The organism is Kitasatospora nipponensis, assembly GCF_039528135.1.
In the GTDB taxonomy this organism is placed as follows: Bacteria; Actinomycetota; Actinomycetes; order Streptomycetales; family Streptomycetaceae; genus Kitasatospora; species Kitasatospora nipponensis.
Map to the genome: position 1 here is coordinate 76,318 of NZ_BAAALF010000009.1, position 17,050 is coordinate 93,367.

General features: G+C 71.7%; 12 protein-coding genes and 2 pseudogenes. 9 read left to right on the plus strand and 5 right to left on the minus strand.

Going from position 1 to position 17,050, the window contains the following annotated elements:
• Positions 1-148 precede the first annotated feature (148 nt).
• From lysX to ABD323_RS05000, 8 genes and pseudogenes are all read left to right on the plus strand, one after another.
• Positions 149-1,744 (plus strand): annotated as a pseudogene (lysX, locus tag ABD323_RS04965) (bifunctional lysylphosphatidylglycerol synthetase/lysine--tRNA ligase LysX); the annotation flags it as partial.
• A gap of 4 nt (positions 1,745-1,748) precedes the next feature.
• On the plus strand, positions 1,749-1,925 hold the full coding sequence (locus ABD323_RS04970) for a hypothetical protein (protein WP_344439613.1): 177 nt from the start codon (positions 1,749-1,751) through the stop codon (positions 1,923-1,925).
• A gap of 101 nt (positions 1,926-2,026) precedes the next feature.
• On the plus strand, positions 2,027-2,515 hold the full coding sequence (locus ABD323_RS04975; RefSeq protein ID WP_344439615.1) for a BlaI/MecI/CopY family transcriptional regulator: 489 nt from the start codon (positions 2,027-2,029) through the stop codon (positions 2,513-2,515).
• A gap of 10 nt (positions 2,516-2,525) precedes the next feature.
• Positions 2,526-3,053, plus strand: a complete 528-nt coding sequence (locus ABD323_RS04980) for an amino-acid N-acetyltransferase (RefSeq protein WP_344439617.1) — start codon at positions 2,526-2,528, stop codon at positions 3,051-3,053.
• 128 nt (positions 3,054-3,181) lie between these two features.
• Positions 3,182-3,532, plus strand: coding sequence for a histone-like nucleoid-structuring protein Lsr2 (locus ABD323_RS04985; protein WP_344439619.1), 351 nt, complete (start codon positions 3,182-3,184; stop codon positions 3,530-3,532).
• Positions 3,533-4,480: 948 nt separating this feature from the next.
• Positions 4,481-6,997: an ATP-dependent Clp protease ATP-binding subunit gene (locus tag ABD323_RS04990; RefSeq protein ID WP_344439621.1), complete on the plus strand. Its 2,517-nt coding sequence runs from the start codon at positions 4,481-4,483 to the stop codon at positions 6,995-6,997.
• A 374-nt stretch (positions 6,998-7,371) separates the two neighbouring features.
• Positions 7,372-9,714 carry an immune inhibitor A domain-containing protein gene (locus tag ABD323_RS04995; protein WP_425555864.1) on the plus strand — a complete coding sequence of 781 codons (2,343 nt, stop codon included), beginning with the start codon at positions 7,372-7,374 and terminating at the stop codon, positions 9,712-9,714.
• A 209-nt stretch (positions 9,715-9,923) separates the two neighbouring features.
• Positions 9,924-10,160 (plus strand): hypothetical protein, encoded by a 237-nt coding sequence (locus ABD323_RS05000; protein WP_344439622.1) that lies wholly within the window; start codon positions 9,924-9,926, stop codon positions 10,158-10,160.
• Positions 10,161-10,189: 29 nt separating this feature from the next.
• Here the strand turns inward: ABD323_RS05000 and ABD323_RS05005 are convergent, their stop codons facing one another.
• From ABD323_RS05005 to ABD323_RS05015, 3 genes are all read right to left on the minus strand, one after another.
• Positions 10,190-10,405, minus strand: coding sequence for a hypothetical protein (locus tag ABD323_RS05005; protein WP_344439624.1), 216 nt, complete (start codon positions 10,403-10,405; stop codon positions 10,190-10,192).
• A 141-nt stretch (positions 10,406-10,546) separates the two neighbouring features.
• Entirely contained in the window at positions 10,547-11,605 is a 1,059-nt protein-coding gene (gene sbnB, locus ABD323_RS05010) for a 2,3-diaminopropionate biosynthesis protein SbnB (RefSeq protein WP_344439626.1), read from the minus strand.
• A 174-nt stretch (positions 11,606-11,779) separates the two neighbouring features.
• Positions 11,780-14,791, minus strand: coding sequence for an AfsR/SARP family transcriptional regulator (locus tag ABD323_RS05015; protein ID WP_344439628.1), 3,012 nt, complete (start codon positions 14,789-14,791; stop codon positions 11,780-11,782).
• Positions 14,792-15,100: 309 nt separating this feature from the next.
• Here ABD323_RS05015 and ABD323_RS05020 point away from each other — a divergent pair, with 309 nt between their 5' ends.
• Positions 15,101-15,949 (plus strand): AfsR/SARP family transcriptional regulator, encoded by an 849-nt coding sequence (locus ABD323_RS05020; RefSeq protein ID WP_344439630.1) that lies wholly within the window; start codon positions 15,101-15,103, stop codon positions 15,947-15,949.
• A 116-nt stretch (positions 15,950-16,065) separates the two neighbouring features.
• Here the strand turns inward: ABD323_RS05020 and ABD323_RS05025 are convergent, their stop codons facing one another.
• Entirely contained in the window at positions 16,066-16,329 is a 264-nt protein-coding gene (locus ABD323_RS05025) for an acyl carrier protein (protein WP_344439632.1), read from the minus strand.
• An 87-nt stretch (positions 16,330-16,416) separates the two neighbouring features.
• Positions 16,417-17,050: pseudogene (locus ABD323_RS05030) on the minus strand (hypothetical protein); the annotation flags it as partial.

Consider the following 17,050-nt stretch of genomic DNA (forward strand, 5'->3'; position numbering starts at 1 on the left):
TCGCCTTCGCCACCCGGCGCCGCCGGGCCACCGCCCAGCGGTAGTCCGACCCACCGCACACCCCACACCCCACGCCCCGCCACCGGCCCCGGCCGGCGGCGGGGCACCGCCCTACGGTCGCTACCCTGGTGAGGTGAGCGATCAGAGCAGCATCCCCGCGACCGACGACCTTCCCGAGCAGATGCGCGTCCGGCGCGAGAAGCTCGACCGGCTGCGGGCGGCCGGTGTCGACCCGTACCCGGTCGGCTTCCCGCGGACCACCACCATCGCGGACCTGCGGGCCAAGCACCCCGACCTGGAGGCGGACACCGCCACCGGCGAGCGGGTCGGCGTCACCGGCCGGGTGATCCTGGCCCGGACCGGCGGGAAGCTCTGCTTCGCCACCCTGCGCGACGGCTCCGGCGACCTCCAGGTGATGCTCTCGCTGGACCGGCTCGGCCCGGAGCGGCTGGCCTCCTGGAAGACCGACATCGACCTCGGCGACCAGGTCGGCGTGGAGGGCGAGGTGATCACCTCCAAGCGCGGCGAGCTGAGCGTCATGGTCGACAGCTGGGCGCTCACCGCCAAGTGCCTGCGCCCGCTGCCGGACAAGCACAAGGGCCTGACCGACCCCGAGGCCCGGGTCCGCCAGCGGTACGTGGACCTGATCGTCAACCCGCAGGCGCGGGAGATGCTGCAGCTGCGCAGCAAGGTGGTCCGCTCGATCCGCGACACCTACGAGAGCCGCGGCTACCTCGAGGTCGAGACCCCGATGCTGCAGCCGATCCACGGCGGCGCCAACGCCCGCCCGTTCGTCACGCACATCAACGCCTACGACATCGACCTCTACCTGCGGATCGCCACCGAGCTCTACCTCAAGCGGCTGGTGGTCGGCGGCGCCGAGAAGGTCTTCGAGATCAACCGGAACTTCCGCAACGAGGGCGCCGACGCGACCCACAACCCGGAGTTCACCGCGCTGGAGTCCTACGAGGCCTACGGCGACTACGACACCCAGGCCGAGCTGATCCGGGCGATCATCGTCAACGCGGCGCGCGACGCGCTGGGCACCACGGTGGTCCGCGGCACCGACCCGCACGGGGTCGAGCACGAGATCGACCTGGCCGACCCGTGGGACGAGGTCAGCGTCTACCCCGGCATCTCCGAGCGGCTGGGCACCGAGGTCACCCCCCAGAGCACGGTCGAGGAGCTGCGCAAGCTCGCCGACGCGGCCGGCGTGCCCTACGAGAAGGAGTGGGGCCACGGTCAGATCGTCCTGGAGATGATCGAGCGCCTGCTGGAGGAGAACGCCGTCCGGCCGACCTTCATCCGGGACTACCCGACCGAGGTCTCCCCGCTGACCCGCCAGCACCGCTCGATCCCGGGCGTGGCCGAGAAGTGGGACCTGGTGATCTTCGGCACCGAGATCGGCACCGCCTACTCGGAGCTGATCGACCCGGTCGAGCAGCGCGCCCGCCTCACCGCCCAGTCGCTGCTGGCGGCCGGCGGCGACGTCGAGGCGATGCAGGTGGACGAGGACTTCCTGCGCGCCCTGGAGTACGCGATGCCGCCCACCGGTGGTCTCGGGCTCGGGGTGGACCGCCTGATCATGCTGCTGACCGGCAAGAACATCCGCGAGACCGTGCTCTTCCCGCTCGTGCGTCCGGACTCCGGGCGCCCCGAGCGGGCCGAGCAGGACGCCGATGGCGAGCCGCAGTCCGAGACCGGGCGTCCCGGGACCGGGCGTTCCGAGACCGAGGGAGAGTGACCTGATGCAGTACGTCAGTGCGATCGTGCCGCCGATGGTGATGGCGATCGGCTTCGGATTCCTGGTGCGGGCGATCATCCGCAGCCAGGGCGGCGCCCAGAAGGGCAAGGAGGACGCCGCCGCCGAGGCCCTGCGCGCCGCCGCGGCCGCCACCCCCGCACCGCGCGCCGCCGCCGAATAGCACCGCCGCCGTGGGCCGCCCCCGATCTCCGGGGGCGGCCCGCGGCATGTTCCCCCGCGGTTCTGCGGCATTTGTCTGACAAAAATCCCTAAAGTGGTCATATGGTGCGTCAGCTCGGCGAACTGGAGAACGCGGTCATGACCCGGGTGTGGCGGTGGAACCGCCCGGTGACCGTGCGCGAGGTGCTGCTCGATCTCCAGACGGAACGGGAAATCGCGTACACCACGGTGATGACCGTGCTGGACAAGCTGTACCGAAAGGGCTGGCTGCGCCGGGAACGGGCCGGGCGCGCCTATCGATATGAACCGGTCTCCTCGCGCGAGGCGTACACCGCGGCGCTGATGAACGACGCCTGGGCCACCAGTGACAATCCCGCCGCGGCGCTGGTGCACTTCTTCGGACTGATGTCGACCGATCAGCGCGCGGCTCTGCGCGACGCCCTGCGGGTGGCCGGTCCGCAGGACGCCGCGCCCCTGGGACCGGGTTCGCAGCAGGCCCCGCCGCCGGGAAGCGCGCAGCCGAAGGGGTCGGACGCGAACCGCACGCCGGGGAACGGAACCGGGGAGACCGGGCACGGCCCGACGCGATAACGTCCCGCCCATGGAGGTCACCATCCGCCGGGCGCGGACCAGTGATGTGCGGGCCGTGCGACGGCTCATCGACGGCTACTCGCGGGGCGGCATTCTGCTCGACAAGCCGACTGTGACCCTGTTCGAATCCGTGCAGGAGTTCTGGGTGGCCGAACGCGACGACGACGGGAGCGTGGTCGCGTGCGGCGCGCTCCACGTGATGTGGGAGGACCTCGCCGAGGTCCGCACCCTCGCGGTCGACCCGATCTGCCGAGGTCACGGCATCGGGCACACGCTGCTCGAGAAGCTGCTGCAGACCGCGCGCTGGCTCGGCGTACGTCGGATTTTCTGCTTGACGTTCGAGGTGGCGTTCTTCGCGAAACACGGCTTCATCGAGATCGGTGAAACCGATGATGGTACGACAGACCCGGCGGTCATCGCTACGGAAGTGTATGAAGAACTCCTTCGGTCGTACGACGAAGGAGTGGCGGAGTTCCTGGACCTGGAGCGTGTGAAGCCCAACACCCTGGGCAACTCACGCATGCTGCTGCACCTCTGAGAGGCACTGCCGGCGATCCGACCGGGGCCCTTGGCGGACCGGCTCGAAGAGGTCGGGGTTTGTGTTTTCCGGTAAAAGGCGGTTTCCTTTCCCTAAGGCAATGGGTCGTTAAGAGGAAAGGGACTCCCGTGGCACAGAGGGTGCAGGTCATTCTTGAAGACGATCTCGACGGCGGTTCGGCGGACGAGACGGTGACGTTCGCCCTCGACGGCGTTGCCTACGAGATCGACCTGAAGTCCGACAACGCGGAGAAGCTGCGCGAGCTGCTCGCCCCGTACGTCGACAAGGGCCGCAAGCAGAGCGGCCGGCTCACCAGTGCGCGCCGCACCGGCACCCGGGGCACCGCCCGCCCGGCCGCCGGCAGCGCGGACACCGCCAAGATCCGGACGTGGGCGAAGGACAACGGCTTCACCGTCAACGACCGCGGACGGGTCCCCAGCACCGTGCGCGAGGCGTACGAGGCGGCCAACGTCTCCTGACGCACCGTCCGCCCGGGCCCTTTGGGCAGGCGCGGCTAGGGAGCCGACGGCCGACCCGGCCGCTCGCCGACACGGGCCCCGGCCGGGCCCTGCGGCAGGCGCGGCCCGGCGGGAGTCGGGTCCGGGCGCGGACCCGGTGGCGGTCCGCCGACCGCCGCAGGGCGCACCCGGCGCACGGTGTCCCGCACGGGGCGCGGAGGAGCCTCCTCCGCGCCCCGTGGGCGTGACGGCACGGCCCGCGGGGCGGGACCCCCTGCCCCGGGGCGGCCGGGGCGCGGACGGGCCGTCCAGGGGCAGCCCGGCGCCAGCCAGCGGTCCGGCCGGGCCGCCGCCGGGCCACCGGGGCCCACCACCGGCTCGCCCCGCTCCCACGCCGGCGCCGGCCGACCGGCGGGCTGGGGCACGGACGGCGGCACGCTCATGGACTGTGCAACGCTGGAACGGCGGCCCGGTCACGGTGTCCGCCCCCGATTGGCCCCACCGGGCCGCCGGCCGCCGCCGGAGCCCGGTGGAGCGGCCGGCTGAGGCCCCGTCACCCCGGGCCCGGACCGGCGGACTTCTCCCCGGGCGAACAACGCCACTGGGGAAACTGCACGAGAACCGCCGCAATTTCCGGTATGAATGCAGGTGGGACAGGCCGTGGCAGCTTCCGGGGCCCTCCCGCAGGAGGGCCGCGAAGCCGACAATCGAGGCGAACGCGTTCTGTTCCCCGTCGGGGCGCCGAGCGTGTTCGCCATTGGCGTAGCGGCAACACGTGCATCGGGCGTACTGGCGGGAACACCGTCTCCCAGCATCAGGTTGGGGAAGGTGTCGGCTGGTCGCGCAGCATGATTCCCTCGCGCCCGCGAGGGAGAACCGTGGGCCGCGCCGCTGAGCGGGACTAGCATGCGGAAGGACAGGGCGGGGACAGTCCCCGAACTGCCCGACCGCTCTGAGGAGCGATTAACGATGTTCGAGAGGTTCACCGACCGCGCGCGGCGGGTTGTCGTCCTGGCTCAGGAAGAAGCCCGGATGCTCAACCACAACTACATCGGCACCGAGCACATCCTCCTGGGCCTGATCCACGAGGGTGAGGGTGTCGCCGCTAAGGCCCTGGAGAGCCTCGGGATTTCGCTCGAGGCGGTTCGCCAGCAGGTGGAGGAGATCATCGGCCAGGGGCAGCAGGCCCCGTCCGGCCACATCCCCTTCACTCCTCGGGCGAAGAAGGTCCTGGAGCTGTCGCTCCGGGAGGCTCTTCAGCTCGGCCACAACTACATCGGCACCGAGCACATCCTGCTCGGCCTGATCCGCGAGGGCGAGGGCGTCGCCGCCCAGGTCCTGGTGAAGCTGGGCGCCGACCTCAACCGGGTCCGCCAGCAGGTCATCCAGTTGCTCTCCGGTTACTCCGGCGGCGGCAAGGAGTCGGCCACGGCCGGCGGCCCCGCCGAGGGCACCCCGTCGACCTCGCTGGTCCTGGACCAGTTCGGCCGCAACCTCACCCAGGCCGCCCGCGAGGCCAAGCTCGACCCGGTGATCGGGCGCGAGAAGGAGATCGAGCGGGTCATGCAGGTGCTGTCCCGCCGCACCAAGAACAACCCGGTGCTGATCGGCGAGCCCGGCGTCGGCAAGACCGCCGTCGTGGAGGGCCTGGCCCAGGCGATCGTCAAGGGCGAGGTCCCCGAGACACTCAAGGACAAGCAGCTCTACACGCTCGACCTCGGCGCGCTGGTGGCCGGCTCGCGCTACCGCGGTGACTTCGAGGAGCGCCTGAAGAAGGTCCTCAAGGAGATCCGCACCCGCGGCGACATCATCCTCTTCATCGACGAGCTGCACACCCTGGTCGGCGCCGGCGCCGCCGAGGGCGCGATCGACGCCGCCTCGATCCTGAAGCCGATGCTGGCGCGTGGTGAGCTGCAGACCATCGGCGCCACCACGCTGGACGAGTACCGCAAGCACCTGGAGAAGGACGCCGCGCTCGAGCGCCGCTTCCAGCCGATCCAGGTCGCCGAGCCCTCGCTGCCGCACACCATCGAGATCCTCAAGGGTCTGCGCGACCGCTACGAGGCGCACCACCGGGTCTCCATCACGGACGCGGCGCTGGTGGCCGCGGCCACCCTGGCCGACCGGTACATCTCGGACCGCTTCCTGCCGGACAAGGCGATCGACCTGATCGACGAGGCCGGCTCCCGGATGCGCATCCGCCGGATGACCGCGCCGCCGGACCTGCGCGAGTTCGACGAGAAGATCGCCGACGTGCGCCGCGAGAAGGAGAGCGCGATCGACGCGCAGGACTTCGAGAAGGCCGCCTCGCTGCGCGACGACGAGAAGCAGCTCCTGAACGCGAAGGCCAAGCGCGAGAAGGAGTGGAAGGCCGGCGACATGGACGTCGTGGCGGAGGTGGACGAGGAGCTCATCGCCGAGGTCCTGGCCACCGCCACCGGCATCCCGGTCTTCAAGCTGACCGAGGAGGAGTCCTCCCGGCTGCTGCGCATGGAGGACGAGCTGCACAAGCGCGTCATCGGCCAGAAGGACGCCATCAAGGCGCTCTCGCAGGCCATCCGGCGCACCCGTGCAGGCCTCAAGGACCCCAAGCGTCCCGGTGGCTCGTTCATCTTCGCCGGCCCCTCGGGCGTCGGTAAGACCGAGCTCTCCAAGACGCTGGCCGAGTTCCTCTTCGGCGACGAGGACGCACTGATCTCCCTCGACATGTCGGAGTTCAGCGAGAAGCACACCGTCTCGCGGCTCTTCGGCTCCCCGCCCGGCTACGTCGGGTACGAGGAGGGCGGCCAGCTCACCGAGAAGGTGCGCCGCAAGCCGTTCTCGGTCGTCCTCTTCGACGAGGTCGAGAAGGCCCACCCGGACATCTTCAACTCGCTGCTGCAGATCCTGGAGGACGGTCGGCTGACCGACTCCCAGGGCCGGGTCGTGGACTTCAAGAACACGGTCATCATCATGACCACCAACCTCGGCACCCGGGACATCTCCAAGGGCTTCAACCTGGGCTTCGCGGCCACCGGTGACACCCAGTCCGGCTACGAGCGGATGAAGGCGAAGGTCGGCGAGGAGCTCAAGCAGCACTTCCGTCCCGAGTTCCTCAACCGTGTCGACGACATCGTGGTCTTCCACCAGCTGACCGAGGAAGACATCATCCAGATCGTCGACCTCATGATCGACAAGGTGGACGGCCGGCTCAAGGACCGCGACATGGGTCTGGAGCTGAGCATCGAGGCCAAGCAGCTGCTCGCCAAGCGCGGCTACGACCCGATCCTGGGCGCCCGTCCGCTGCGCCGCACGATCCAGCGCGAGATCGAGGACCACCTCTCCGAGAAGATCCTCTTCGGCGAGCTGCGGGCCGGGCAGATCGTGGTCGTCGGTGTGGAGGGTGAGGGCAAGACCGCCAAGTTCACCTTCCGCGGCGAGGAGAAGTCGGCCGTCGCCGACACCCCGGCCGCCGTCGCGGCGACCGGTCCCGACCTGACGAAGTAACGCACCGCCGGCACCACCCGCTCCACGGCTCCGGCCCCTCGGGATCTCCCGGGGGGCCGGAGCCGTTTCTGTGTTCCTTGCGTGAATCCTTAAGTTTTCCTGAGTGATCTGCGTCACACCGCCGCTCTGCGGCCCCGCCGGACGACCCCCGCCGTTCGACCGGGGTGTCTCGTCAACAGGCCCTGCCAGCAGGGGAGATGACCCCGCGTGACCCGGGCGGAGCCGGCGAGCTTAGCGCCATGCCTGGACATGGTCAAGATCTTTCATTTTTGCCTTTTATTGGGTCAACTATGTCCTCAACTTGGCACATTGCTCACCGGGAGGGCCACCAGCCCACCCGGTCCGGGGAGGACGTCACCACGTTGAAGACACCCATGAAGGTCACCTCGACCCTGGTGGGCGCGGCGCTCGTCGCCGCGCTCGGCCTCGGTATGTTGCCCGGCACGGCGATGGCCGCCGGCGCCACGGGCGCGGCGGGGGCGCCGGCCACCGTCGACCCGGCCACCCAGGTGGACCACGACCTGCCCGGCCCGCTCACCGACAAGGTGAACGCCGAGCAGAAGGCCGCCACCGAGCAGCTGCTGGCCGGCACCGCCAACGTCGAGCAGCACGGCGGCAGCAGCAGCATCAAGCTCGGCAAGGACAAGTACGTCGAGCTGGCCCGCCAGCGGACCGACAAGATCTTCACCATCCTGGTGGACTTCGGCGACCAGGTGGACAACACCACCAAGATGCCCGACGGTTCGCTGAAGTACGGCGGCACCCCCGGCCCGGCGCACAACCAGATCGCCGCGCCGGACCGCACGGTCAACAACAACACCGCCTGGCAGGCCGACTACAACCAGCAGCACTACCAGGACCTGTACTTCAACAAGGACCAGCCCTCGCTGAAGACCTTCTACGAGAAGCAGTCCTCGGGCCGCTACTCGGTCGACGGCCAGGTCAGCGACTGGGTCCGGGTCCCGTGGAACGAGGCCCGCTACGGGTCCAACTACTGCGGCTCGAAGATCTGCAACAACGCCCAGGACCTGATCCGCGACGGGCTCGCCGCCTGGACCGCGGACCAGAAGGCCAAGGGCGTCTCGGACGCGGACATCAAGGCGACGCTCGCCCAGTACGACCAGTGGGACCGCTACGACTACAACCACGACGGCAACTTCAACGAGCCCGACGGTTACATCGACCACTTCCAGATCGTGCACGCCGGTGAGGACGAGTCGGCCGGTGGCGGCGCCCAGGGCAGCAACGCCCTGTGGGCGCACCGCAGCTACGTCTACGGCACGCTGGCCGGCCAGGCCGGTCCGGACAACAACAAGCTCGGCGGCACCCAGATCGGCAACACGGGCATCTGGGTCGGCGACTACACCATGCAGCCGGAGAACGGCGGCCTGGGCGTCTTCGCCCACGAGTACGGCCACGACCTGGGCCTGCCGGACCTCTACGACACCCAGGGTCCGGCCGACAACTCGGTCGGCTTCTGGTCGCTGATGTCCTCGGGTTCCTGGCTGGGCACCGGCAAGAACGCGATCGGCGACATGCCGAACGACCTGGACGTCTGGAGCAAGCTCCAGCTCGGCTGGCTGAACTACGACAAGGCCACCGCGGGGACCGAGTCCACGCACCACATCGGCCCGGTCGAGTTCAACACCCACCTGCCGCAGGGCCTGGTGGTCACGCTGCCGAAGAAGACCCTCACCACCGACATCAACACCCCGTTCGCGGGCACCGGTGAGTGGTGGAGCGGTGCGGCCGACAACCTCAACGTCTCGCTCGCCCGCGAGGTCGACCTGACCGGCAAGAAGTCCGCCACGCTCACCGCCAAGGCCTGGTACGAGCTGGAGCAGGACTTCGACTACGGCTACGCCGAGGTCTCCACCGACGCCGGCGCCCACTGGACCGTGCTGAACGGCACCTACAACGGCACCGCGATCCCGGCCAACCCGGCCGGCAACGCCGGTCTGACCGGCTCGTCGGGCGGCAAGTGGGGCGACCTGTCCTTCCCGCTGGACGCCTACGCCGGCCAGAAGGTCCAGATCCGCTTCCACAACACCACCGACGGCGGCCTGCACTACAACGGCCTCGCGCTGGACAACATCGGCGTGACGGCGGACGGCGCGAGCCTGTTCAGCGACGACGTCGAGCACGGTGACAACGGCTGGGCCGCCACCGGCTTCTCGCGGATCAACGGCAAGTTCTCCAAGGACTACGCGCAGTACTACCTGGCCGAGAACCGCCAGCCGATCTCGTTCGACGCCACCCTGCAGACCGGCCCGTACAACTTCGGTTCGGCCGCCAAGCCGGCCTGGGTCGAGCACTACGCCTACCAGCCCGGCCTGCTGCTCTGGTACTGGGACACCTCGCAGAGCGACAACAACGTCACCGCGCACCCGGGCCACGGCCTGGTCCTGCCGATCGACTCGCACCCGACCCCGCTGAAGTGGGCCGACGGCACCCTGATGCGTCCGCGCATGCAGGGCTACGACTCCACCTTCGGCTCGCGCCGCACTCCCGGCCTGCAGGTCCACAAGGCCGACGTGCTGACCACGGTCCCGCGCAGCAAGGGCGTGGACGAGTTCAACGACCACGAGCGGTCGTACTGGGACGCGTCCGACCCCTACGACAGCGTGATCGTGCCGGACACGGGCACCAGCATCGAGATCGAGAACGAGAGCTCCAACTACCTGGAGACCTGGATCCGGGTCCGCCCGGTGAACTGAATCCCGTTCTGATCCGTAACCCGTAGTACCGACAGCCCGGGGCCGAAGTGGGGGACCCGGGCTGTCGGCCTGCCCGGCCGCGGCCGGTCGACTTCTCGTGCGGAGAGGCACGGGGCGCGCGCCGCCTCCCCCTGGCGGGGGCGACCCACCCGCACACTGGAGCTGCGCTGACGTGGCGTCAGCGGGGTGGGGCGGCCGGAAGGAGCGCCATGGCGCAGCGTGGAAGTGACCTCGAGGTCTTCGCCGGCCTCTGTGCGGGCCTGGTGACCACGCTGCTGGTCTGGGTCGCGGTGGCGGCGCTGTCCCGGGTGGTACCGCTGGGCCCGGACCTGGAGTCGGCCGGGCGCGCCCTCGCGGTGGCCGGCGGGGTCGCCGGCGCGCTCACCGTGCACCGCCTGCTGCGGGCCCGCGCCCGCCGCGGCGGGCGGCCCGACGACGGGCGCTGACCCACCCGCGGGCGGGCTCGCCGCAGGGCTCAGTGCCACTCCTCGGTGGCCGGGGTGGCGACGCCGGTGGGACCCGGCAGCGGGAGCGGGCCCACGGTCGGGTCGGCGACCGTGACGGCGGCGCGCTGGGCGGGGGCGGCCGACTGGGCGGCGTCGGCTCCGAGCAGCAGCAGCGCACCGAGCGCACCGACGGCCGTGGCGACCAGGACGACCTGCTGCTTGACCGTGCTACCCGTGCGGTTCATCGCAACCTCTTCCCGTACCTGTGCTGGGCGGTCCCTGCTGACATGGACGACCGTAGGTAGCGGCGGCTTCGATTCCTTATCGCTTCCTTTAAGGCTGCGACCAGCGGTGTTATCCCCGCGCGGCGGCCCGGGCGGGCCCGCTCAGCCGTGCCGGCGCAGCTCGTGGAAGAAGTCCGGCACCACGGCGAGGCGGCCCTGGGCACGAACGGTGTCGTAGACGTGCTTGCCCACCGCGAGGTCCAGCACGCCCAGGCCGAACGGCGAGAAGACCACCGGCCGGTCGGCCGGCACCGCGAGCGCGCCGGTCAGCACGTCGTAGAGCGTGCCGTCGACGAACTCCCGGTGTCCCAGGCGCTGTTCGGCCAGGTGCAGGGAGGTGTCGGCCTTCAGGCAGTGCTCCACGTCGTCGACGACGTTGGTGGCCGCCAGCACCACCTCGGGGGCCAGGTCGCGCAGCGAGACGTGCAGCACCAGCGGGTTGTGGGCGAAGAGCGCCGGGTCGTGCACGTGCGGGGTGCCGGCGATGGTGGCGAAGACCACCAGGTCGCTGGCGCCGATCAGCGACTCGACGCTCTCGTGCACGGTGACCTCGCCGCTGTCGGCACGCTGCTCGAGGTAGCCGGCGAAGCCCGCGGCGTGCTCGGCGGACAGGTCGAAGACGCCGGTCTGCTCGAACTCCCAGCCGGTGCCCACCAGGTAGGTGTGCAGGTAGCGGGCGATCAGGCCCAGGCCCACGAAGCCCACCCGGCGCGGCCGGGCGACCCCCTCGCGGGCGTCCGCGATCCGGGCGGCCGCCAGCGCGGCGGAGGCGGCGGTGCGGGCCGCGCTGATGATGGAGCTCTCCAGGCAGGCCAGCGGGTAGCCGGTGGCGTGGTCGTTGAGGATCAGCACGGCCGAGGCCCGCGGGATGCCCGCTTCCACGTTCTGCGGGAAGCTGGAGATCCACTTCAGCCCGTCCACCCGCACCTCGCCGCCGATCGAGGCGGGCAGCGCGATGATCCGCGAGCTGGGCCGGTCGGGGAAGCGCAGGAAGTACGAGGGCGGGTTGACCGTCGCGCCCTCGCCGTGGATCCGGTAGGCCTGCTCGACGATCTCCACGACCTCCTTCTCCCGGCCGGCCAGCACCTCGTGGACCTGGGCACCGGGCACCACGGCGAAGGGGGGCACCGCGCCGGGGGTGGACGTCTCGACCGAGGACATGGGCAACTCCGCAGCTCTGAAGGGGACATCGGCGGCGCCGGGCCGGGCCCGGCCCCCGCGCTCGGCCCACCCTACGAGCGGGTCCTACGGAAAACGTATACATCGCCCGTACGTCTGCCGGGAGTTCGGCCCTTTCAGGCAATCGCCGCTGCCCGTCGGCGCCCCTGCACGGTTTCAGGCACCCACCGGGCGGTCGGCGGCCGGGCGCGCCGGTTCGAGCTCGGCCAGCGCCTGCTCGACGCGCTGGCGCGAGGGCGGCGAGTCGATCCGCGCGAACAGCTCACGGGCCTGGCACAGGTGGCGCCGGGCCGCCTCGATCCGCCCCAGCCGGCGCTGCAGTTGGCCGAGCGCCAGCTGCACCCGACCCTCCGCGAGCGGGCTGTCGATCCGCCGCACGATCTCCAGCGCGGCCAGCAGGTCGCCCTCCGCCTCACCGGCCCGGCCCAGGCCCGCCCGGGTCTCCCCCAGGCCCAACAGGCTGTAGGCGGCGCCCAGCAGGTCGCCCTTGGCCCGCACGATCCGCTCCACCTCCAGGAAGGCGCCCTCGGCCGCGCTGAGGCTGCCCTGGATCGCGTACGCCCGGGCGAGGCGGTAGAGGGACTGCGCGGCGCAGCGGCTCTCACCGGTGCCGCGGGCGACGCGGACGGCCGCCAGGCCCAGGCGGACCGCCTCGTCGACCTCGTCGAGGTCCAGCGCGTTCTGCGCCAGGTAGCCCAGCGCGTGGGCCTGCGAGGAGGCGTCGCCGACGCGTTGGAAGATCTCGGCGGCCTCCCGCAGCCGCTCGCCGGCCGCGCCGAGGTCGCCGCGCAGGCGTTCCATCACCGCGATGTGCCGCAGGGTCAGGGCCCGACCGTGTTCCTCGCCGACCTGCTCGAAGAGTTCCAGCGCGGTGCCCAGGTAGGTCGCCGCCTCGTCGAGGCGGACCGTGCGCAGCCGGGTGCCGCCGAGTTCGGTGAGCATGAAGGCCGCGCCGCGCCGGTTGCCCGCCTCCTGCGCGGCGGCCAGGGCCCGTTCGCAGCAGAACTGCCAGTCCTCCAGGTAGTTGCGGATGTCGAAGAGGACCAGCACCGAGCCGGTCAGGTCCCAGGCCAGCTCGTCCAGGCCGAGCCGGGCGGCCTGCTCGATGACCGCGACCAGGCAGAGCCGTTCGGCCTCGTACCAGTCGAGCGGGCAGGCCAGCAGGTCGTCCAGCAGGCCGGGGTCGACGGGGTAGCGGGCGGTGCTGCCGTGCAGGATCGCGTAGTCGCCGCCGGACTCGCGCCGGTGGGCCTGCTCGGCCAGGGTCAGCCAGCCGCGGAAGGCCCGGTCGCGGGCGGCCACCAACTCCGCCTCGCTCTCCTCCTGCTGGGCCCGTTCGCGCCCGAAGAGCCGCAGCAGGTTCTGGAACCGGTAGCGCAGCTGGCCGGTGACGTCCGAGCCGACCACCTCCAGCAGCTGCACGTCGACCAGGTGCTCCATGAGCCGCTCGGCCTCGAACAGGTCGCAGTCCAGCAGGGCCGCGCCCACCCAGGTGGTGAAGTCGGGCACCGGCAGCAGGGCCAGGCGACGGTACAGCCGGGCCGCCTCGCTCGCCAGGTAGCGGTAGCTGAGCGCGAAGCCGGCCCGCACCTGGGCCTCGCCCTGGCTCAACTCGTCCAGCCGGCGCCGCTCGTCCGCCAGGCGTCCCACCAGGTGACGCACCGTCCAGTGCGGCTTGGAGGCCAGCCTGGCGGCGGCTATCCGCAGTGCCAGCGGCAGCCGGTCGCACAGCTCGCTGAGCCTGGCGGACTGCCCGGGATCCGCCGCGATCCGCTCGGCCGGCACGATCCTGGCCAGCAGCTCGATCGCCTCCGCCCGTGGCAGCACGCCAAGTTGGACCCGCACCGCGCCGTAGCGCAGGATCAGCTGCTCCATCGGGTCGCGGCTGGTGACCACCACGCAGCACTGCCCGTTGCCCGGCAGCAGCGGGCGGATCTGCGCCACCGAACGGACGTTGTCCAGCACCACCAGCACCCGCCGCTCGGCCAGCATGCTGCGGTAGAGCGAGATCCGCTCCTCCAACGCCACCGGGATCTGCTCGCTGGGCACCCCCAGCGAGCGCAGGAAACGGCTCAGCACGTCGGCGGCGGCGGTCGGCTCGTTGACCTCGTCATGGCCGCACAGGTCCACGAAGAGCCGGCCGTCGGGGAACCGGCCCGCCGCCCGGTGCGCCCAGTGCACGGCCAGGCCCGTCTTGCCCACCCCCGCGACGCCCGTGATGAAGCCGATCGCGGGCGGCTGGCTCTCGGTGCGCTCGCCCAGCAGACCGTCCAGCCGGGCGATCTCCTCGGCCCGGCCGGTGAAGGCCGGCACGTTCGGCGGCAGGTCGGAGGGGGTGACCTGGATCTCGGCGACCGCGGCGGGCGCCGGCGCCGGAACCTCCTGGGCCAGCGCCTCGACCGCCAGGGTCAGCGTCGGATCGTCGCGCAGGACCGCGTCGTGCAGCTCCTGCAACCCCGGGCCCGGCTCGATGCCCAGCTCCTCGATCAGGATCCGCCGGCCCTCCCGGAAGGTCTCGGCGGCCTCCGCCCGTCTACCCGCGCGGTACTGCGCGAGCATCAGCGAGTGCCGGGTGCGCTCGCGCAGCGGGTGCTCGCGCACCAGCCGGGTCAGCTGCCCGATCAGCTCCTGGTGGTTGCCCAGCGCCAACTGCAGCACGATCGCCTCGTCGTGGATGACCAGCCGCCACTCCTCCAGCCGGTCCGACTCCTCCTCCACCCGGCGCCCGGTCACCCCGGTGAGCACCGGACCGCGCCACAGCCGCAGCGCCTGTTCATACGTTTCAGCGGCCCGCCCCGGACAGCGCTGGGCGGCCAACTCCTCGGCGGCGCGCACCAGGTCGATGCACTCCAGGAGGTCCACCCGGTGCCCGGCCGGGTTCAGCTGGTAGCCGGGGTGCACGGTGCTGATCAGGCTGTCGCCGAACCCCTCGGCCTTGAAGGTCTTGCGCAGCGCCGCGATGCAGATCGCCACCTGGGTCCGGGCGGTGGCTGGCGGCTCGCCCTGCCAGACCGCCTCCACCATCGTGTTCACCGACACGATCCGCCCGGCCGAGAGCAACAACAAGGCCAGGATGGTGCGTTGGCGGGCTCCGCCCACCGTGATCCGGCGCCCCCCGGCCGCCACCGTCAGTGGTCCGAGAACACCGAATTCGAGCCGCCCGCTCACGAGACCCCCAGGATGTCGACGTGCATTCCTTGATGTACGTCCGAACAGTTGCGCAGGACCTGGCCGCGAGGCAGGCCGCAACTCATCGCGGCGGCTCCAGCACAGCAGAGTAGCGGGAAGCCCCACTGGGCGTCTCCACCGTCATCGGGCCACCAGGTCAACTCTCGGCGACATTCACCCCTTTCCCATCGGGGTGCTACCCACCGGTACACGACGCGCGTCCACCTGCCCGGGAGGCGAAAGGGCTGGTCGGACATCGATAACGGAGCAATATCGCGCCGATGCACCCCCTGCCTAATTTTCCCTCTCGTGACCCGGGGGATCACCACCACAGACGACGACCAGCCGCGTCCCGACCCGGCCCGCGACGATGACGACGAGAGAGAAGGCGACGACATGGAGTTCCGCATCCTCGGGCCGGTCCACATCTGGGACGGCGAGCAGGAGGACAGCCTCAGCGGCACCAAGCAGCGCACCACCTTCGCCGCCCTGGTCCTGGCCGGCGGGCGGGCACTGTCCGACGAGCACCTGAGCCGGCTGCTCTGGGACGCCACCCCGCCGAACACCGCCGCCGCCCAGATCCACACCTACGCCTCGAGGATCCGCCGCCGGCTGGGCCCGGCGGTGCCGCTGTTGAGAATCCGCTCCGGCTACCGTCTGATGGCCGGTGACATCCCCTGCGACTACACGGAGTTCACCCACCAGACGCAGGCCGGCCTGCAGACCATGCGCTCCGGTGACTACCAGCGCGCCGCCGAGCAGCTGCGCGCGGCGCTGGCGCTCTGGCGCGGCGAGGCGCTCGGCGACACCACCGACCGGCTGGTCGACATCGAGCGGCCGCAGCTGGAGGAGGCCCGGCTGGAGGCACTGGAGGCGTGGATCGAGGTCGAGTTGATCCTGGGGCGGCACCGCCAGCTGCTGCCCGAACTGACCCGGCTGGTCGCCCGGCACCCGATGCGCGAGCGGTTCCGGGCGCTGCTGATGACCGCCCTCTACCGCTCGGAGCGGCAGGCCGAGGCGATGTCGCTCTACCGCGACGGGCGGCGCATCCTGGCCGACGAGCTCGGCGTGGAGCCGGGGCGGTTGCTGGTCCGCACCTACGAGGCGATCCTCAGCGGCGAGGTGCGCACGCTGATGCCGCACCAGCTCGCGGGCTGAGCCGGTCGGCGGAGGTCCGGCGGTCCCGAGGTCCGGGCCGGTCGGGTGGACGGGGAGGCGGTCGCCCCCGGTCCACCCGGCCGGCCCGGACCTTTCGGCGTACGGCCCGGCGGTGCTCAGACGAGGTCGAGGTGGCGGGCGATGGCGTCCACCGAGTCCAGGTTCCAGACCACCGAGGGGTGCACCTCGCGTCCCAGCCGCAGGCGCAGCTCGCTGCAGAGGGCGAAGGCGTAGCGGGACTCGCCGCCGTAGCGGCTCAGCGGGGCACCGGGGTCGAGGTCGGCGGTGGCGCGGCCCAGGTAGTGGGCGACCCGGGCGTGCAGCCAGTGGTGCGACGCCTCGTGGGGGCCGGGCAGGGCGGGCCTGGTGCGGTGGGACATCGGGGGGCTCCTGGACGGATCGGGCCATGGGGGACGGCGCGGTGGGGTGGGGTGGGGTGGGGAGAGGGGGTGGGAGAGGGGGATCGTTCAGGCCGGGTCGGCGTCGCCGAAGGGGGTCAGCGGCGCCCGGGTCCGGGCGGCCACGTCGAGCAGCCGCCCGTAGCGGCGCCCGTCCGGGGCGGGCGGCGCGGGTTCGTCGAGGTGGCCTGCCAGGCGGGTGGTGAGCTCGCCCAGCGCAGCCTCCAGCCAGCCGGCGTCGGCCCAGAGCGGGTGGGCGGCGTGCGAGCCGGCGTTGGCGGACCACAGGTGCAGGCTGGCCGCGGCGGCGTAGAGGGCGCCGTAGCCGGCGGCGAGCGGGCGGGCCGCCGGGTCGGCGGCCGAGCGGACCTCGGCCATCCGCCGGTGCAGTTCGTCGCCGTGCGCCAGCAGGATCCGGGCCCGCTCGCGGACCACGGGGGGCGCCTGGAGGACCGGCAGCACCCGGACCGCGCCGGGCAGCGCCTGGACCGCGCTGCAGCCGATCCGTGCCGGGCGCCAGGGCCACCGCAGGACGCCGTCACGCGCCGCCGGCGGGGGTCCGGCGGGCAGCGGCTCCGACAGCAGCGGCCCGGGCGAGGGGGGCAGTTCCGCGGCCGGCGGAGCGGGCGGCGGCGGGGGTCCGGGCGGCGGGGGTCCGGCGGGCGGGGGATCCTGCGAGGCCGCCGCCGGCCCCCCCGGGCCC